We start from the raw sequence: 16,163 nt of genomic DNA, 5'->3' as shown, positions 1-16,163 counted from the left end.
CTTCGTTGTCGTCTTATCGGCGACAACTTTTATAGTATATCATGTCCGGCGTTATCTTGCAAGCATTATTTTTATCTGCGATTCTGAGCTGAAGTTCATAATGCCCACGAATAACGACCGGATTTATAATATATCATCTTTTCAAGTCGCGTGCAACCCAAACTGCTCGATTTTATGCATCCAATTTAATCCAACCTTATCCGCTTAAAAATCTTCCACAACAAAACTCAACATCAGTAGAAACTCGAACATAAGCTGATCAAAGTAAATATGTATCAACGCAAGCTTACGAAGAAGTAGCCGACCGCGATCAGCGGCGATCTTAACGATATAAAGATCCTCTAAGGCTCAGCCTTCCCCAAATCATAAGAAAAACGTCTATCGACGTACATTCAACGTAGACAGACCGCATTTAGCGGAAGTTTTTCTTGCGATATCAGGATGCTAAGCCCCCGTAGTTTATACTTTCTGATATCTTAAGAAAAACGTCTATCGACCTACATTCAACGTAGACAGACCGCGTTTAGTGGAAGTTTTTCTTGCGATATCAGGATGCCAATGCCCCGAAGTTTATACTTTCTGATATTATAAAAAACAAGCCCAGCCTATAGCCGGGCTTGTTCTATTCCAAACTCTTATTCCGCAGAACGCATATGCGGGAACAGCAGTACGTCACGGATAGAAGCCGAGTCGGTCAGCAGCATCACCAGGCGGTCCACCCCGATGCCCAAACCACCGGTCGGCGGCATCCCGTACTCGAGAGCACGGATGAAGTCCTCGTCCATTTCATGCGCTTCATCATTGCCTTGCTCACGCTCAAGCAGCTGTGCTTCGAAACGCTGACGTTGGTCGATCGGGTCGTTCAGCTCCGTAAAAGCGTTAGCATGCTCACGAGCTACGATAAACAACTCAAAACGATCCGTAAACCGCGGATCCTGCTCGTTCTTCTTCGCCAGCGGCGAGATCTCCACCGGATGTCCGTAAACGAACGTCGGTTGGATTAACGTCTCCTCCACAAATTGCTCAAAGAACGCGTTCAAAATATGACCGTACGTCATATGCGGCTCCACCGGAACATTATGCTCCTTAGCCAAACGATGCGCTTCTTCATTGCTCATTTGCACGCTGAAATCGACGCCGGTTACTTCTTTAACCGCATCAACCATAGACACGCGACGCCATTGCGGCTTCAAGTTAACCTCATGCCCTTGGTAGTGCACCACTTGAGTCCCCAGCACTTCCTGCGCGATATGGGAGATCAGATTTTCCGTGAGCGCCATAATATCTTTATAGTCGGCATACGCTTCATACAGCTCGATCATCGTAAATTCCGGGTTATGACGCGTCGAGATCCCCTCGTTCCGATAGACCCGGCCGATTTCATAGACTTTCTCCAAGCCGCCAACGATCAGGCGCTTCAAGTGAAGCTCGATCGCGATCCGCATATACAACTGCATGTCCAACGCATTGTGATGCGTAATAAACGGACGGGCGGCTGCACCGCCGGCAATGTTATGCAGCGTCGGCGTTTCCACTTCCAAATAGCCGAGGGAATCCAGGTAACGGCGCATCGATCGGATGATCTGCGAACGTTTGATAAACGTCTGCTGCACTTCAGGATTCACGATCAAGTCGACATACCGCTGGCGATAACGCAGCTCGACATCTTTCAAGCCGTGATATTTATCCGGTAACGGATACAGCGACTTCGACAGCACCTCTAGGTCCTTCACCTTGATCGTCGTTTCGCCGGTTTTGGTCTTGAACACCTCACCGGTTACCCCTACGATGTCCCCAAGGTCCAGAATGCTGAACGCCTGATACTTCACTTCAGGCACGCTGTCTTGACGGACATAAATCTGAATTTTGCCCGACAAGTCTTGCAGATGCGCAAAGCTGGCTTTACCCATGACCCGTTTAGCCATGATTCTTCCAGCGATGGTCACCTCGACGTGCTTCTCCTCCAATTCTTCCTTGGACAGCCCGTCATATTGCCGGAGAATGTCACCCGCCATATGGGTGCGTTCATATTTTTTGCCAAAAGGGTCGATCCCAAGCCCGCGCAGCTCGTCCAATTTATCACGGCGAATTTGCAGCAGCTCGCTGACCTCCATCGCTTCCTGGTTATTAATCTCTTCGCTCATTACCCTACTCCACTCCTTAATCCAGCTGAATTTGCTCGCCGACAAAAGAAACAGTGAAAGAAGCCTCCGCTGGGGAAGCTTCTTCTCTCGCTCATTCCGCCTTACTTCTTAATGTCCACGATTTTATATTGAATCACGCCTGCCGGAACGTTGACGTCCACGATGGCGCCTTTTTTCTTCCCAAGAATGGCTTTGCCGACAGGACTTTCATTCGAAATTTTGTTCTGCATCGGATCGGATTCCGCGGTCCCGACGATCGCATATTCCATCGTATCGCCGAATTCCAGATCTTCCACCGTCACGATCGAACCAATGCTTACCGTATCCGTGTCGATTTCATCGTTGTTGATGATCCGCGCGTTGCGCAGCATTTTCTCCAGAGTGATGATCCGTCCTTCAATAAATGCTTGCTCGTTCTTGGCGTCCTCATATTCCGAGTTCTCGCTGATATCCCCGTATCCGATGGCAACCTTGATCCGTTCCGCGACTTCACGGCGTTTCACGGATTTCAAGTTCTCCAATTCTTCTTCCAGTCTTTTCAGACCGTCTTGGGTAAGGATAACTTCTTTATCGCTCATCTCAACCGATTCTCCTGTCATGGAAAAAATTTTCGCACGGTACGTGCGGCACCTGAAAACTCCCCTGGAAAACGAACGATTCCCAAAAGGAATGGTTCCTTTGCCATACCACCGCCGCCCAGGTGCATGGAAGCGCTCGCTTCCGGCCACAGTGATCACTTCGATTCTTGCTTGTTGTGTTAATTATATGCAATATGTGATAAGGGTCAGACCCTCATATGGGAGAGACTGGCACTTGAGGCGAATTTATATTGTGAAATTATAGGTGAACGATTCCGAAATGTCAATGACGCCCGATTTTACAAATGTAAACGTTTCATGTATAAGAGGTCCCCCCATGAGAGGACACCCCTCTCCACTTCAAACCTTAGGCGGACACCTCATCGCGCACCGTTCCCGCCGCCAAGTCGGCGACAAAATTCTCAAGAATCCGCACCATCTCATCCCGGCGGTTTTCTTCCATTATGAGGTCTTTGATGCGCGCCGCACCTTTCAACCCTTTCAAATACCAAGCCAAATGCTTGCGCATCTCGCGAACAGCAACAAGCTCGCCTTTCAGCGCCGCTAAACGGTCCATGTGCAGGATGGCAATGCGAATCTTCTCCTCCGCATCCGGCTCAGGAAGCAATACGCCTGTTTTCAAGTACTCGACGGTCCGGTACAGCATCCAAGGGTTGCCAAGCGCCCCGCGACCGATCATCACACCGTCGCAGCCGGTCTCATCCAACATCCGTTTCGCATCCTCGGGTGTCGCCACATCGCCGTTACCGATGACGGGAATCGACACCGCTTCCTTCACCTGGCGGATGTAACTCCAGTCCGCTTTACCGGTGTACAATTGCTCCCGAGTCCGGCCGTGAACGCTCACGGCTTTGCCGCCGGCTCGCTCAACCGCTTTGGCGTTGTCCACGACGTAGATGTGCTCCGCATCCCAACCAATGCGCATTTTCACCGTGACTGGCTTGCTTACCGCATCCACAACCGCCGCAACCATTTCGTATATTTTATTCGGGTCAAGCAGCCAGCGTGCGCCAGCGTCGCATTTCGTCACCTTCGGCACGGGGCAGCCCATATTAATATCGATGATATCGGCATTGGTTTCCTGATCGACGACTTTCGCCGCTTCTACGAGCGACGCGCGATCCCCGCCGAAAATTTGCAGGCTAAGCGGCTTTTCCCGCTCGTCCACAAAGAGCATTTCTCGAGTCCGCTTATTGCCGTGAAGGATTGCTTTATCGCTAACCATCTCAGCGCAGACAAGCCCTGTCCCAAATTCCTTGGCAATCAGACGGAAGGCCGGATTACATACGCCTGCCATCGGGGCAAGTACGACTTGGTTCTTCAATTCCACATCGCCAATCTTCAGCAAGATGGTTCCCTCCCATGCAATAAAATAGTTAAATCAGCGGTTCACTTCAGATCAGACTTTAGCTCCGCTAAGGATATTCCTAAACATTGTGCAATTTTAGTTAACATTTGATCATCTGCCCGGCGGTTCCCCCGTTCTACCGCGCCCAATAAGGCCAGGGATACGCCGGACTTCTCAGCCAGCTCTTGCTGGGTGAAGCCTTTTAGCTTTCGGAAAGCGCGGATGCGCTGTGCCAGTTGCATGTTTTCCAAAACCGGACGCCTTCCTTTCCATCTAAGTTGTCTAGGGCATTGTGAATCCGTTCAAACAGCCCGGAAGGCTCTCCTTCCGGCACGATGTCGGCCAAGGGAATGAGCACAAAAGCTCGCTCCATCATCCGCGGGTGCGGTAAGGTCAGAAGCGGTGTGTCCAACACCCTGCCGCCGGCCCATAACAAATCCAGGTCCACCGTCCGCGGCCCGAAGCGGATCGTACGCTCCCGTCCCAGCCGCAGCTCGATATCCAGCATGAAGGTCAGCAGCGCCTCAGGATCCAGCGACGTCCGGACAGCAACGGCCATATTCACAAAACAAGGCTGATCCAAATAACCTACCGGATCCGTCTCATATAGATTGGAGCAGCGCAATACCTCGATCTCAGGATGCTTCTGCAATTCCGAGATCGCCTGCATCAGGGTGGCCTCGCGGTCGCCCAGATTAGCCCCTAAAGCAATATAAGCCTCTGAAAGCTCAGAGGGAGATGTCGTAGTCATAAATATTAGCTCACTTTCTGGAACGATACAACTCGACCGTCACACCGTCAAAATGCACATCAAACGGCGGATGCGGCTTCGTAACTCGAACCGTTAACGCATCTACCCTAGTATAAGTGTCCAATACCGCAGATGCAATATGCTCCGCCAGGGCTTCGATGAGTTTGAAGCTTTTCTTCTCAACGATACCCTTGACCAGTTCATGCACTTCGGCATAATTTACCGTTTGAGTTAAGTCGTCGTTAACCCCGGCCTGCTGCAGATCCAGCGCGAGCTCCAAATCCACGTAAAAGCGCTGGCCGAGCTTACGCTCTTCCTCAAAAACACCATGGTACCCGTAATATTCCATGCGCCGCAGCACCATTTTATCCATTCATTTCAGCTCCCTTTACCGGCAAATGGGTCAAGCGTACACGATCGCATCACACATCTGCACGGTTTGCTTGATCTCCTTCACGTCATGAACGCGGACAATCTGACAGCCCTGCGCAATCCCCAGCGCCACGGTGGCCGCCGTTCCGAACACCACCTCATCGACCGGAAGGTCTAAGGCGGTACGAATAAATCGTTTACGGGACGTGCCAAGTAGCAGCGGGAACCCCAATGCCGCTAATTCGTCCAGCGCCTTCATCACGCGCAGATTCTCGAGATCGTCCTTGGCAAAACCGATGCCGGGGTCCAAAATGATATTTTCATCCTTAACGCCAGCCTTTCGAGCGATCTCCACACTCTCCCGCAAATCCGCAGCCACATCGGCAAGCAAATCGCGGTAATTGCGATCATGGCGGTTATGCATCAAAATCACCGGACAACCAAACTCCGCCGCCACTTCCGCCATCCGTGCCTCCGCCTTAAAGCCCCAGATATCATTAATGATATGCGCCCCGGCCTTCAACGCTTCGTACGCCACCTGCGCCTTGTACGTATCCACCGACAACGGAACGTGAGGAAGCTCGCGATGGAGTGCCTCGACGACAGGGATGACCCGTTCCAGCTCTTCCTGTTCACTTACGGGCACATGGCCCGGCCGCGTCGACTCCCCGCCGATATCAATGATATCCGCGCCCTCCGCAACCATCTCACGGGCATGCTGAACGGCAAGCTCCACATTATTGTAACGACCCCCATCGGAAAAAGAGTCCGGCGTCACATTCAAAATCCCCATCACCAGCGTGCGATCCCCTAATGTCAAAGAGGCCTCGCCCAGTTGGTAGCTTCGCTTATAAATGATCGGCTGCATCGCCACTCCTCGCTTTCTCCCTATATTTCCCCAACAACAGGCGCGTCATTGGTCCGATTTGCCCAGTCCCCACCGTGCGCCGCAACGTCCCTTGGCCGCCGGGCTGGCCGGGCTCTACCAGTTTCGTCACCGGCACGAGCTCCTGAATCGAATTCGTCAGAAAGACCTCGTCGGCCGCCAGCAGCTCGTCCCAAGTGTAGCGGCCTTCCTCCGCCGCAATCCCCTGCTCGGCCGCCAGCTCCAGCACCCTAGCGCGAGTAACGCCGGGGAGAATGCCGGTTTTCACATCCGGCGTATATAATCTACCATTTCGCACAAAAAATACATTGCTGACGATTCCCTCCGCCAGCCAGCCATCCGCCGTCAGCAACAGTCCCTCAGCGGGTGCAGCGGCAGGTCTACTCCCATGCGCATGCGCCGCAGGAGCATCCGCCGTGTGCTGTGCCTCGCGTTCCAACCGGGCGAGTTCGCGCTTCGCCAGCACGTTGTTCATATAATGCAGCGACTTGAAACGAACCTCGCCCTCCGGCGTATTCCGAGGCGTTGCCAGCCGCCACAACGGCTTCCCGTCCGTGTACAACGCCGCACTCGGCTCCGGCAGCGGCTTCACGTAGATCACGACCCTCGGCTTCTCGTAGTCGCCGGCAGGCAAGCCCAACGGCCCCTCGCCAGCCGTTACCGTATACCGAATGTAGCCTTCTTCCAATCCGTTCCGCTCGAGCAGCTCGGCAATTTCCGCTTCAACCCGGCCAAGATCAGCCTGGTACGCCATCCCGAGCTCCCTGCAGCCCGCCTCCAGCCGCTGTAGATGCCGATCCAGCAGGAACGGCCGCCCTCCGTACGTGCGGAATGTCTCGAATAACCCGATCCCGTACATAAAGCCGTGATCCATCACGGAGATCACGGCTTGATCGACCGGGGTCGGAACGCCATCCACCCCGATGTAATTCATGCTTTGGCTTCCGCCTTTCGGTTCAGGAAGTTACGGAGAATTTGGTGCCCATGCTGGGTAATGATCGATTCCGGGTGGAACTGCACGCCCTCGACGGCATACTCTTTGTGGCGCAGCCCCATGATCTCCCCTTCCGCCGTCTCTGCGGTAATCTCCAGGCAATCCGGCAGACTCTCGCGCTCCACAATCAGTGAATGGTACCGCGTAGCCGTGAAGGGCGACGGCAGGCCGGCAAACACCGATTCTCCCTGATGGTAAATGGGCGACGTCTTCCCATGCATCAGCCGCTCGGCACGGATCACCTTGCCGCCAAAGGCTTGACCGATCGCCTGATGCCCCAGACAAACGCCAAAGATCGGGATAACCCCTTTAAAATGCTCAATCAAATCCAGCGTAATCCCGGCCTCATTGGGCGTACACGGGCCGGGGGATATTAAAATATGATCCGGCTGCAAAGCCTCAATACCCGCAAGATCGATCTCATCGTTGCGGCGGACAGTTACTTCCTCGCCTAACTCACCTAAATACTGCACCAGATTGTACGTGAAAGAATCATAGTTGTCGATCACTAAAATCATCTCATCTCATCTCCTGTCCTAGACTTTGTCCAGCTGGCTCTTCTTAAGTTCTTAAGTCTGTTGAACGGCCAGAGCAACGGCTCTGGCTTTGTTGAAGCATTCCCTGTACTCACGGTACGGGTCCGAATCGATGACGATGCCGGCACCCGTCTGCAAGTAGCCGACGCCGTCCTTCGCGACCAGCGTACGTATAATAATATTTAATTCGATATTCCCGGCATAGTCAATCCATCCCATCGCGCCGGTGTAGGGGCCTCTCGTAACAGGCTCCAGCTCCTCGATGATTTCCATCGTCCGCACTTTAGGCGCTCCGGTGATCGTTCCTCCGGGAAAAACAGCCGCAATCGCATCATAAACTGAATGATCCGAACTCAGCACCCCTTCAACCTCGGAGACCAAATGCATGACATGCGAGTACCGCTCCACGGCAAACAGCTCGCTGACCCGCACCGTCCCGTACTCCGCTACCCGGCCGATATCGTTGCGCAGGAGGTCGACCAGCATAATGTGCTCGGCCTGCTCTTTCTCGCTGGCAAGCAGCTCCGCCTCCATCTGCTGATCCTCCTCCGGCGTATGCCCCCGCCGTCTCGTCCCCGCAATCGGTCGGGTGCTGATCCGTCCTTGCTCCACCTTCACCAGCAGCTCCGGCGAAGCGGACACGAGCTGGAAGTCAGGGAACCGGAGCAGGCCCATATACGGCGAAGGATTCAACCTGCGCAGCTGCTCGTACACCCGCTCCGGCGAAGCGGCCAACGGAAAAGCCTGGCGCAGCGAAAGATTCACCTGGAATACGTCGCCGGCCGCGATATATTCCTGCACCCGACGCACCGCCGCTTCAAACGCCTCCCGCGTCATTGAGACGGACATGCGGCGGCGTTCCAGCTCCTCGTCGGTAAGCGAAGAAGGCTCTGCCGAACCTGCTGCGTCTACCGGGCCTGTCGCCGACGCATAAAAGCTCTTCCAACGGTCAGCCATTCGCATAGCCCGCGCTTCAGCGAGGTGATAGCTGTCACGCAGCTGATCCGGTGACGCCGACGCGATCGGGACATGGACGATGCAATACACGTCGCCTTCCGCTTGATCGATCACCCACAGCTCCTCCAACCGCATCCAGACGTAATCATCCAGGCCAAGATCGTCCTGCGCCAGGTTCGGCAGCCGCTCCAGCGATCGCGCTACGTCATAGGCGAGATAACCGACGGCCCCGCCGCTGAACTTGGGCAAACCCGGCCAACCTGGAGAACGGAACGGTTCCATCCAGTCCCGCAACAGGTCGAGCGGCTTGCCCGACACCACCGAAACTTCTCCTGAAGCGAGATCCTCCACCACGGCCTGATCGCCCTTGCCGCGAAGGACGGAGACCGGATTTAACCCCAAGAAGGTATAGCGTCCAACCTTGCCGCTTTCCAATACAAAGGCATACGGCCCGGCTTCCTCCCAAGCCCTGGACCAGTCCTCAGGCAAGCCGGCAGCCGCCAGCGGAATTTTGACCGCGAAGGGCAGCATCGTCCAGTTACCCGTGTCTGCCCATTCTTTCCATTGCTCCCAAGTCATTATCTTTTTCATCAAGCGCGCTGATCCCCCACATTTTCAGCCTGAAGAAGCTCTAGTCTTATTGGAAGCTAGTATACTAGAAGACGCCCTATAAGGAAAACACCTATCGCGAAAAATAAAAGACCCCAGACCGTTCGGTTGGAACGGCCGGGGGTTGTCATCGCTCTTACCGCGAAACGATTAAGCTTCGAAATTGTACAGCGGTGTGCTGAGATAGCGTTCGCCGTTACTTGGAATGACGGCAACGACACGTTTACCTTTACCCAGTTGCTTCGCGACTTTTAATGCAGCAAACACTGCAGCACCGGAGGAAATACCGGACAGAATCCCTTCCTGTCTTGCTACAATACGCGCTTGCTCAAACGCTTCTTCGTTCTCGACATGAATGATTTCATCATAAATTTCACGGTTCAAAATTTCCGGAATGAAGTTCGCGCCAAGGCCTTGGATTTTGTGAGGACCTGGTTTACCGCCAGCCAAAATCGGCGATGCTGCCGGTTCAACTGCGTAAATTTTCAGATTCGGGAACCGTTTCTTCAATACTTCGCCTGCACCGGTAATCGTACCGCCTGTACCGATCCCTGCAACAAATGCATCCAGGCGTCCGTCCAGCGATTCGATGGCTTCAACGATTTCCGGACCCGTCGTCTCGCGGTGGATCTTCACGTTCGCCTGAGTTCTAAATTGGTCTGCTAGGAAGTAATCCGGATTAGCGGCCAGCAGTTCTTCTGCTTTCTTCACCGCACCGTTCATACCTTCAGCCCCCGGCGTGAGGACAAGCTCTGCCCCATAAGCGCGCAGCAAGTTACGGCGTTCCAAGCTCATCGTTTCCGGCATGACGATTACGGCTTTATAGCCTTTGGCTGCCGCCACCATCGCGAGGCCAATCCCTGTATTACCGCTGGTTGCTTCGATAATCGTGCCGCCTGGTTTCAGCTTGCCGGCTTTTTCTGCTTCTTCTACAATGCTGATCGCAATCCGGTCCTTCACGCTGGAGCCTGGGTTTTGGTATTCCAGCTTCACGTAGATTTCGGCGCTGTCCTCCGGTACAACCCGGTTCAAACGGACCAGCGGCGTATCTCCGATCAATTCCGTAACATTGTTCACGACTTTTGCCATATCAAATATCCTCCCTTTGGATAAAAATAACCAAGTCGATCTGGCTGCCCACAAATGAAAGCTGACATAATTTAGGATGCACGATTCATCGACTTTCATTTATTTCCGAGTAAATAAGTTGGTTTTCTAATTATAATCTTAACAACGCCGATCGGAGTTGTCAAGAAAAGTCACAAAAAATACTTTGCTTTCAAGGGACTTTTGCCCCCCGATCGCAAAGTATCTTGGACCTACCCAGCGGGTTAAGGGATACAGGCTCCCAGTATATATTTTTCTCTTGGCAATCTTATTTCTCGGTTTTGGCGATCAACTGGTCGATTTCCTCCGGCGTAAACAAGTACGGCTCATTGCAGAAATCGCACACAACCTCCGTCTCTTTTCCTTCATCCCGCAGCTCCTCCAGCTCCTGCTTGCCCAAGCTGATCAACGTGCGTTCAACCCGTTCCCGGGAACAGTTGCAGGAGAATACGATGTCCATCTCCTCCAGAACCTGCACATCCTTCACAATCCAACGAAGCATTTCGTCCAGCTCCAGCCCTTGGTCAAGCAAAGCCGTAACCGGCGGAAGCTGTCCAATAGCCTTTTCGATCGAATCAATCTCCGAATCGCTTAAGCCTGGCAGCAGTTGAATGATAAAGCCGCCGGCCACGATCACCGAGTTATCCACGTCCACCAAGACACCGAGTCCAACAGCGGATGGAGTTTGCTCCGATACGGCAAAATAATAGGTGAAATCCTCGCCCAGTTCACCGGAAATCAGCGGTACGCTCCCGCGATAAGGCTCCTTGAGCCCCAAATCCTTCGTGACATGGATAAACCCTTCGGTGCCGACTGCCCCGCGCACGTCCAGTTTCCCTTGGCTGTTGCTTGGCAAATGGACATGCGGGTTCTTGACGTAGCCGCGCACTTCGCCCTTGGCGTTCGCATCGGCAATGATTTGTCCGATCGGTCCGTCGCCCTTCACCTGAACGGTCAGCTTATCCTCGCCCTTGAGCATCGCACCCATCATGGCAGCAGCGGTCACCGTCCGCCCCAAAGCTGCGGTTGCCGTCGGATAGGTATCATGCCGGCGGCGCAGTTCCTCCACCAGCTGGGTCGTCCGCACCGCGAAGGCGCGCACTTTCCCGCCCATGGAGATCCCGCGGATTAACCGGTCTTGCTTATTGTTTTGGTCCATGTTGCGAAGGACCTCCTTTCATCCCTTAAAGGTCAATCAAACCCTTATTCTTCCCATGATCTATTATCCGCATTATTGATTGCGCTCGTAAATAATTCGAAGGCCCTCCAAAGTCAATTGCGAGTTAACCTCCTCGATGCTGCGCGTTTCGCTGGCGATCAGCTCGGCTAACCCTCCGGTGGCAATAACCTTTGGTTTCGCGCCCATCTCCCGGGCAATCCGCTCAACAATGCCATCAACCTGGCCGGCATAGCCAAAAATAATCCCCGCCTGCATCGCATGCACCGTGTTGCGGCCGATCACCTTCTTCGGCTTCTCCAGCTCGATACGCGGCAGTTTGGAAGCGCGCTGATACAACGCTTCGGTCGAGATGCCGATCCCCGGCACAATCGCGCCGCCAAGGTAATTGCCCGCAGCATCGATACAGTCAAACGTAGTGGCTGTGCCGAAGTCAACAACCACCAGCGGCCCGCCGTATTTCTCGATGGCAGCCACCGCGTTGACGATCCGGTCGGCACCAACCTCGCGTGGATTTTCGTAGCGCAGGTTTAGCCCGGTTTTGATGCCCGGACCCACGACCAGCGGCTTGTGATGCAAATATTTATCGCACAGCTCTTCCAGCACGTGCATTAACGGCGGAACAACCGAAGAGATGATCACGCCTTCCATCTCACTTGCCCGGATGCCCACCATATCAAACAGATTATGGATCAATACGCCGTACTCGTCCACCGTGGCTTGACGGTTCGTGCTGATGCGGAAATGATGGAGCAATTCCTTGCCCCGGTAAATCCCCAGCACGATATTCGTATTGCCTACATCGACTACAAGGAACATGCGCCTGTTAAGCCTCCTTTTTGCCGTTCAGGTCCAAACTGATATCCAGGCTTTCAAAAGAATACGTTAACCGTCCCACGGAAATGACGTCTACGCCGCTCTCAGCAATGCCGCGGATCGTTTCCAGCGACACGTTGCCCGACGCTTCCACCGTCACATGCGGCGCTTTCGCCTTGATTCGGCGCACCGCTTCCTTCATCAGATCGGGCGCCATGTTGTCAAGCATAATGATATCCGCTCCAGCTTGCAGCGCTTCCTCGACCTGCTCCAGGTTTTCCGTCTCCACCTCAATGGTCATCGTGTGCGGAATCTGAGCGCGGGCGCGGCTGACCGCTTGGGTGATCCCCCCGGCCCCTTTGATATGATTATCCTTGATCATCACCGCGTCATACAACCCGAAGCGGTGATTCGAACCTCCGCCGGTGCGGACAGCATACTTCTCCAGCATCCGATGTCCCGGCGTCGTCTTGCGCGTGTCCACCAAGCGGGTTGGCAGGCCGCCAAGCGCCTCGACGAACATGTTCGTCCGCGTAGCGATACCGGACAGACGCTGCAGCAAATTCAGCGCTAACCGCTCCCCGATTAATATGCTATGCGTGCTTCCTTCGACTTCAGCCAGAATCGTACCTTTCTCGATGCGTTCGCCATCCTTCACGTGCGGCGTAAACTTCAGGCTCGGGTCCACGATCTCAAAGACGAGCTGAGCCACCGGCATTCCGGCAACGATGCCGCCCTGCTTGGCGTGAATGATCCCTTTGGATTCATGGCCGGCAGGGATCGTGACGGCGGTCGTCACGTCCCCGGAGCCTACGTCCTCCTTCAGCCAGCCGCGGATGGACTCCACGAGCCCTTCATGATATCCATTAAACATCATCGCTAATTTCCTCCAACATTCCTTGATCCCGCTGCCACAACAAATGCTTGCGCCACTTCGCGTCATTGCGTTCCGGGAAGTCCTCGCGGTAATGTCCGCCCCGGCTCTCCTCGCGGGCCAGCGCCGCTTTGGCCAGCAGTAGCGCGCAGGTCAACATATTGGCATACTCCCATTGGTCACGGGTATGCAGCGCCTGACTAAAAATCGCCTTGTGATTCTCCAGCTCCTCGATGCCCTTGGCAAGCCCCTCTGCCGTGCGGCGCAGGCCAACGCGGCGCACCATCGTCTTCTGCAGGTCGAGACGGCGTTCCACCAGCGAGAACGGGGCCGGCGCCATGCGGCCGCCGTGGTAAACAACAGTCTCGCCAGTTCGAGTGCGCGGCGGCAGCTCCTGAATCCGCTGGATAATCCGGCGGCCGAACACAATCGCTTCCGACAACGAGTTGCTGGCGAGCCGATTGGCGCCGTGTACGCCGGTCGACGAAACCTCACCGCAGGCGAACAACCGTTGCACGCTCGTCTCGCCATAATGGTTGACGCGAACGCCTCCCATCATATAATGCGCTGCCGGAGCGACCGGAATCCAGTCACTTGTTAAATCGAGCCCATAACGCAGGCAGGTTTCGTAAATCGTTGGAAAACGGGCCTTGATCTTCTCCGGATCTTCATGCGTGATATCGAGATAAACGATACTTGCCCCCGCCGCTTCCATCTCGCTCACGATCGCCCGCGCTACGATATCCCGCGGCGCCAGCTCCAGCAGCTCATGGTATTTGCTCATGAACCGCTCGCCTTTAATATTCCGCAGCACGGCCCCTTCGCCGCGAACTGCCTCGGAAATGAGAAACCGCGGGGCGCCCGGGTAACATAACGAAGTGGGATGAAATTGAATAAACTCCATATCACGCAGCACCGCTCCCGCCCGGTAAGCGATAGCAACACCGTCCCCCGTGGCTACCTCGGGATTGGTCGTATAGCGGTACAGCTGCCCGGCTCCGCCGGAGCATAAAATCGTAGCATTTCCGCGCAAGAACACACGCTGCCCGTCAGGCCGCTGCACGAGCGCCCCCAGGCATTCGTTCTCCTCCGTAATCAAATCGATCACATAATGATTGTCCCAAACCTCGATGTTAGGATGGGCGTCCGCCTGCTCGGACAGGGCTCGCACGATCTCATACCCCGTCGCGTCCCCATGCGCATGCAAGATGCGGCGATGGCTATGCGCTCCCTCTTTCGTCAGAGCCAGCTCCCCGTTTTCCAGATCGAAGGCCGTGCCCAGCTTCATCAGTTCTCTGACGCCTTCCGGCCCTTCATTTACGAGAATGTCAACCGCTTTGGAGGAGCATAATCCCGCGCCGGCCAGCAGCGTATCCTGACGGTGATAGGCCGGGGAATCGTCCTCAGAGATCACGGCGGCAATCCCGCCCTGCGCATACCGGGTATTGCTTTCCAGCATGGATTTCTTCGTGACTAGGATTACGCGATTCTTTTCACTTGCTTTGATAGCCGTAAAAAGACCAGCAATCCCCGAACCGATCACAATCACATCCGTATCCACGACCGTCAATCGGCTTGCCTCAAAATCAACCAAATATTGTGGAATCACGTTCGTCACCTATCTTGAACAAGAGAGTAGCGCATGCTACTTAACTTGTAACATGCGCTCTAAGGATAATCTGGCTTTGTCGGCAACGACGGGTGGTACGTAAATTTGCGGTTGCATCGTTTCCAGGCATTTCACCAGTTTCTTCAGGTTATTGACTTTCATGTTCGGGCATACCAGATATTTCGTGGCAAAATGGAACGTTTTGTCCGGGCTGTCTTTACGCAGCTGATACCCCGTTCCATCCTCCGTGCCCACGATAAACTCCTTCGCGGAGGAATTTTTGCAGTAATCGATGATCGCCGTGGTGCTGCCCACGAAATCGCCCATCGCCACCACTTCCGGACGGCATTCCGGATGCACGACAAACTCGGCGTTGGGATATTTCGCTTTCATCTCAACGACGTCTTTCACGGTCAGCATATCATGCGTGTTGCAGTAGCCTTCCCAAATAATCAGCTTCTTGTCAGTATGTTGCTGCACGTAATGGCCAAGGTTCTTATCCGGCACCCAGATAATTTCGTCCGCATCCACGGAGTTAATTACCTTCACCGCATTGGAGGAGGTGCAGCAGATGTCCGTTTCCGCTTTAATTTCTGCGGAAGAGTTAATATAGGTCACCACTTTGGCGTTCGGGTGTTGAGCCTTTAGCTTGCGCAAGCCTTCGACGTTCACCATATCGGCCATTGGGCAGCCCGCACGTTCGTCAGGAATAAGCACCGTCTTGTTCGGCGCCAAAATCTTGGCACTCTCGCCCATAAAATGCACGCCGCAGAACACGATCGTATCCGCGTCCGTCGAAGCGGCCTTCTGAGCGAGCAAAAAAGAATCGCCCCGGAAATCCGCTACCTCTTGAATTTCATCCCGCTGATAATAATGCGCCAGTATGATGGCATTGCGTTCTTTCTTGAGCTGAACCAGTCTTTCCCGCAATTCGCGGTTCATTTCGGCTTTACGCTCAAGCGCTAGAGCCTCCACTTGAATTCCTCCCCCATAAGCTCATGTATCGTCTGTTGCTGTATTAACCCCATCCTGGCTCTCTATCTCTTCGCGTCGTCCGGGATTCTTGCTGCGTTGTATGACAATCCTGCGTGAAACGGCAAGAACGTATTAAATTTCACACGGTGTTTACCAACTAATTTACACAAGGTGAAAGGCACTGTCAATGCGCCGTCCGGGTGCGTATAGCCCCAATAGCCTTTGATAATGCAGGAAAAATAAGGATTACCGAGGGGATACGCGCGTTCAGGAATAACTAAAATTTTAAGAAAAAGACCTTTGATTTCTCGTCCCCATCAATGTATTCGATTTTTCGCATACAAAATACGGCTTACGCCAATATTCCCGGATTTTATTCGGTTTTTCATACAGAATTTAGGTATACCTC

16 protein-coding genes are annotated in these 16,163 nt (G+C 54.0%); all 16 read right to left on the bottom strand.

The window, feature by feature from the left end:
* Positions 1–635: 635 nt before the first annotated feature.
* Entirely contained in the window at positions 636–2,144 is a 1,509-nt protein-coding gene (gene lysS, locus M3G15_RS19810; protein WP_009226296.1) for a lysine--tRNA ligase, read from the bottom strand.
* 101 nt (positions 2,145–2,245) lie between these two features.
* A complete protein-coding gene (gene greA / locus M3G15_RS19805) occupies positions 2,246–2,722 on the bottom strand; it encodes a transcription elongation factor GreA (protein ID WP_009226297.1) in 477 nt (158 codons plus the stop codon).
* Between the two features lie 367 nt (positions 2,723–3,089).
* Positions 3,090–4,091, bottom strand: coding sequence for a tRNA dihydrouridine synthase DusB (dusB, locus tag M3G15_RS19800; protein ID WP_260071854.1), 1,002 nt, complete (start codon positions 4,089–4,091; stop codon positions 3,090–3,092).
* Positions 4,092–4,132: 41 nt separating this feature from the next.
* Positions 4,133–4,342: a helix-turn-helix domain-containing protein gene (locus M3G15_RS19795; protein WP_009226299.1), complete on the bottom strand. Its 210-nt coding sequence runs from the start codon at positions 4,340–4,342 to the stop codon at positions 4,133–4,135.
* Entirely contained in the window at positions 4,294–4,842 is a 549-nt protein-coding gene (gene folK / locus M3G15_RS19790) for a 2-amino-4-hydroxy-6-hydroxymethyldihydropteridine diphosphokinase (RefSeq protein ID WP_009226300.1), read from the bottom strand. Before folK ends, M3G15_RS19795 begins: the two co-directional genes overlap by 49 nt.
* Positions 4,843–4,852: 10 nt before the next feature.
* Positions 4,853–5,215, bottom strand: a complete 363-nt coding sequence (folB, locus tag M3G15_RS19785; protein ID WP_009226301.1) for a dihydroneopterin aldolase — start codon at positions 5,213–5,215, stop codon at positions 4,853–4,855.
* Between the two features lie 30 nt (positions 5,216–5,245).
* Positions 5,246–6,082 carry a dihydropteroate synthase gene (folP, locus tag M3G15_RS19780; RefSeq protein ID WP_036646185.1) on the bottom strand — a complete coding sequence of 279 codons (837 nt, stop codon included), beginning with the start codon at positions 6,080–6,082 and terminating at the stop codon, positions 5,246–5,248.
* A complete protein-coding gene (locus tag M3G15_RS19775; protein ID WP_260071853.1) occupies positions 6,063–7,034 on the bottom strand; it encodes an aminotransferase class IV in 972 nt (323 codons plus the stop codon). The genes folP and M3G15_RS19775 overlap by 20 nt, the downstream gene beginning before the upstream one ends.
* Complete coding sequence (gene pabA, locus M3G15_RS19770) at positions 7,031–7,612, bottom strand: aminodeoxychorismate/anthranilate synthase component II (RefSeq protein WP_260071852.1); 582 nt, start codon at positions 7,610–7,612, stop codon at positions 7,031–7,033. The genes M3G15_RS19775 and pabA overlap by 4 nt, the downstream gene beginning before the upstream one ends.
* 51 nt (positions 7,613–7,663) lie before the next feature.
* The gene (locus M3G15_RS19765) at positions 7,664–9,178 is read right to left on the bottom strand and encodes an anthranilate synthase component I family protein (protein ID WP_260071855.1); all 1,515 of its coding nucleotides are present in this window, start codon (positions 9,176–9,178) and stop codon (positions 7,664–7,666) included.
* Positions 9,179–9,346: 168 nt separating this feature from the next.
* Entirely contained in the window at positions 9,347–10,285 is a 939-nt protein-coding gene (cysK, locus tag M3G15_RS19760) for a cysteine synthase A (RefSeq protein ID WP_260071851.1), read from the bottom strand.
* A gap of 286 nt (positions 10,286–10,571) precedes the next feature.
* Positions 10,572–11,462 (bottom strand): Hsp33 family molecular chaperone HslO, encoded by an 891-nt coding sequence (gene hslO / locus M3G15_RS19755; RefSeq protein ID WP_260071850.1) that lies wholly within the window; start codon positions 11,460–11,462, stop codon positions 10,572–10,574.
* A gap of 72 nt (positions 11,463–11,534) precedes the next feature.
* The gene (locus tag M3G15_RS19750) at positions 11,535–12,299 is read right to left on the bottom strand and encodes a type III pantothenate kinase (protein ID WP_260071849.1); all 765 of its coding nucleotides are present in this window, start codon (positions 12,297–12,299) and stop codon (positions 11,535–11,537) included.
* 7 nt (positions 12,300–12,306) lie between these two features.
* Positions 12,307–13,173 carry a carboxylating nicotinate-nucleotide diphosphorylase gene (gene nadC / locus M3G15_RS19745; RefSeq protein WP_260071848.1) on the bottom strand — a complete coding sequence of 289 codons (867 nt, stop codon included), beginning with the start codon at positions 13,171–13,173 and terminating at the stop codon, positions 12,307–12,309.
* Positions 13,163–14,779, bottom strand: coding sequence for an L-aspartate oxidase (gene nadB, locus M3G15_RS19740; RefSeq protein ID WP_260071847.1), 1,617 nt, complete (start codon positions 14,777–14,779; stop codon positions 13,163–13,165). The genes nadC and nadB overlap by 11 nt, the downstream gene beginning before the upstream one ends.
* A 36-nt stretch (positions 14,780–14,815) precedes the next feature.
* The gene (gene nadA, locus M3G15_RS19735; protein ID WP_009226311.1) at positions 14,816–15,754 is read right to left on the bottom strand and encodes a quinolinate synthase NadA; all 939 of its coding nucleotides are present in this window, start codon (positions 15,752–15,754) and stop codon (positions 14,816–14,818) included.
* Positions 15,755–16,163 lie beyond the last annotated feature (409 nt).

Origin of the sequence: Paenibacillus sp. p3-SID1389 (assembly GCF_025151705.1) — a bacterium.
Classification (GTDB): domain Bacteria; phylum Bacillota; class Bacilli; order Paenibacillales; family Paenibacillaceae; genus Fontibacillus; species Fontibacillus phoenicis.
The sequence above is the reverse complement of the archived record's forward strand: the minus strand, read 5'-3'. Positions and strand labels throughout refer to the sequence as shown.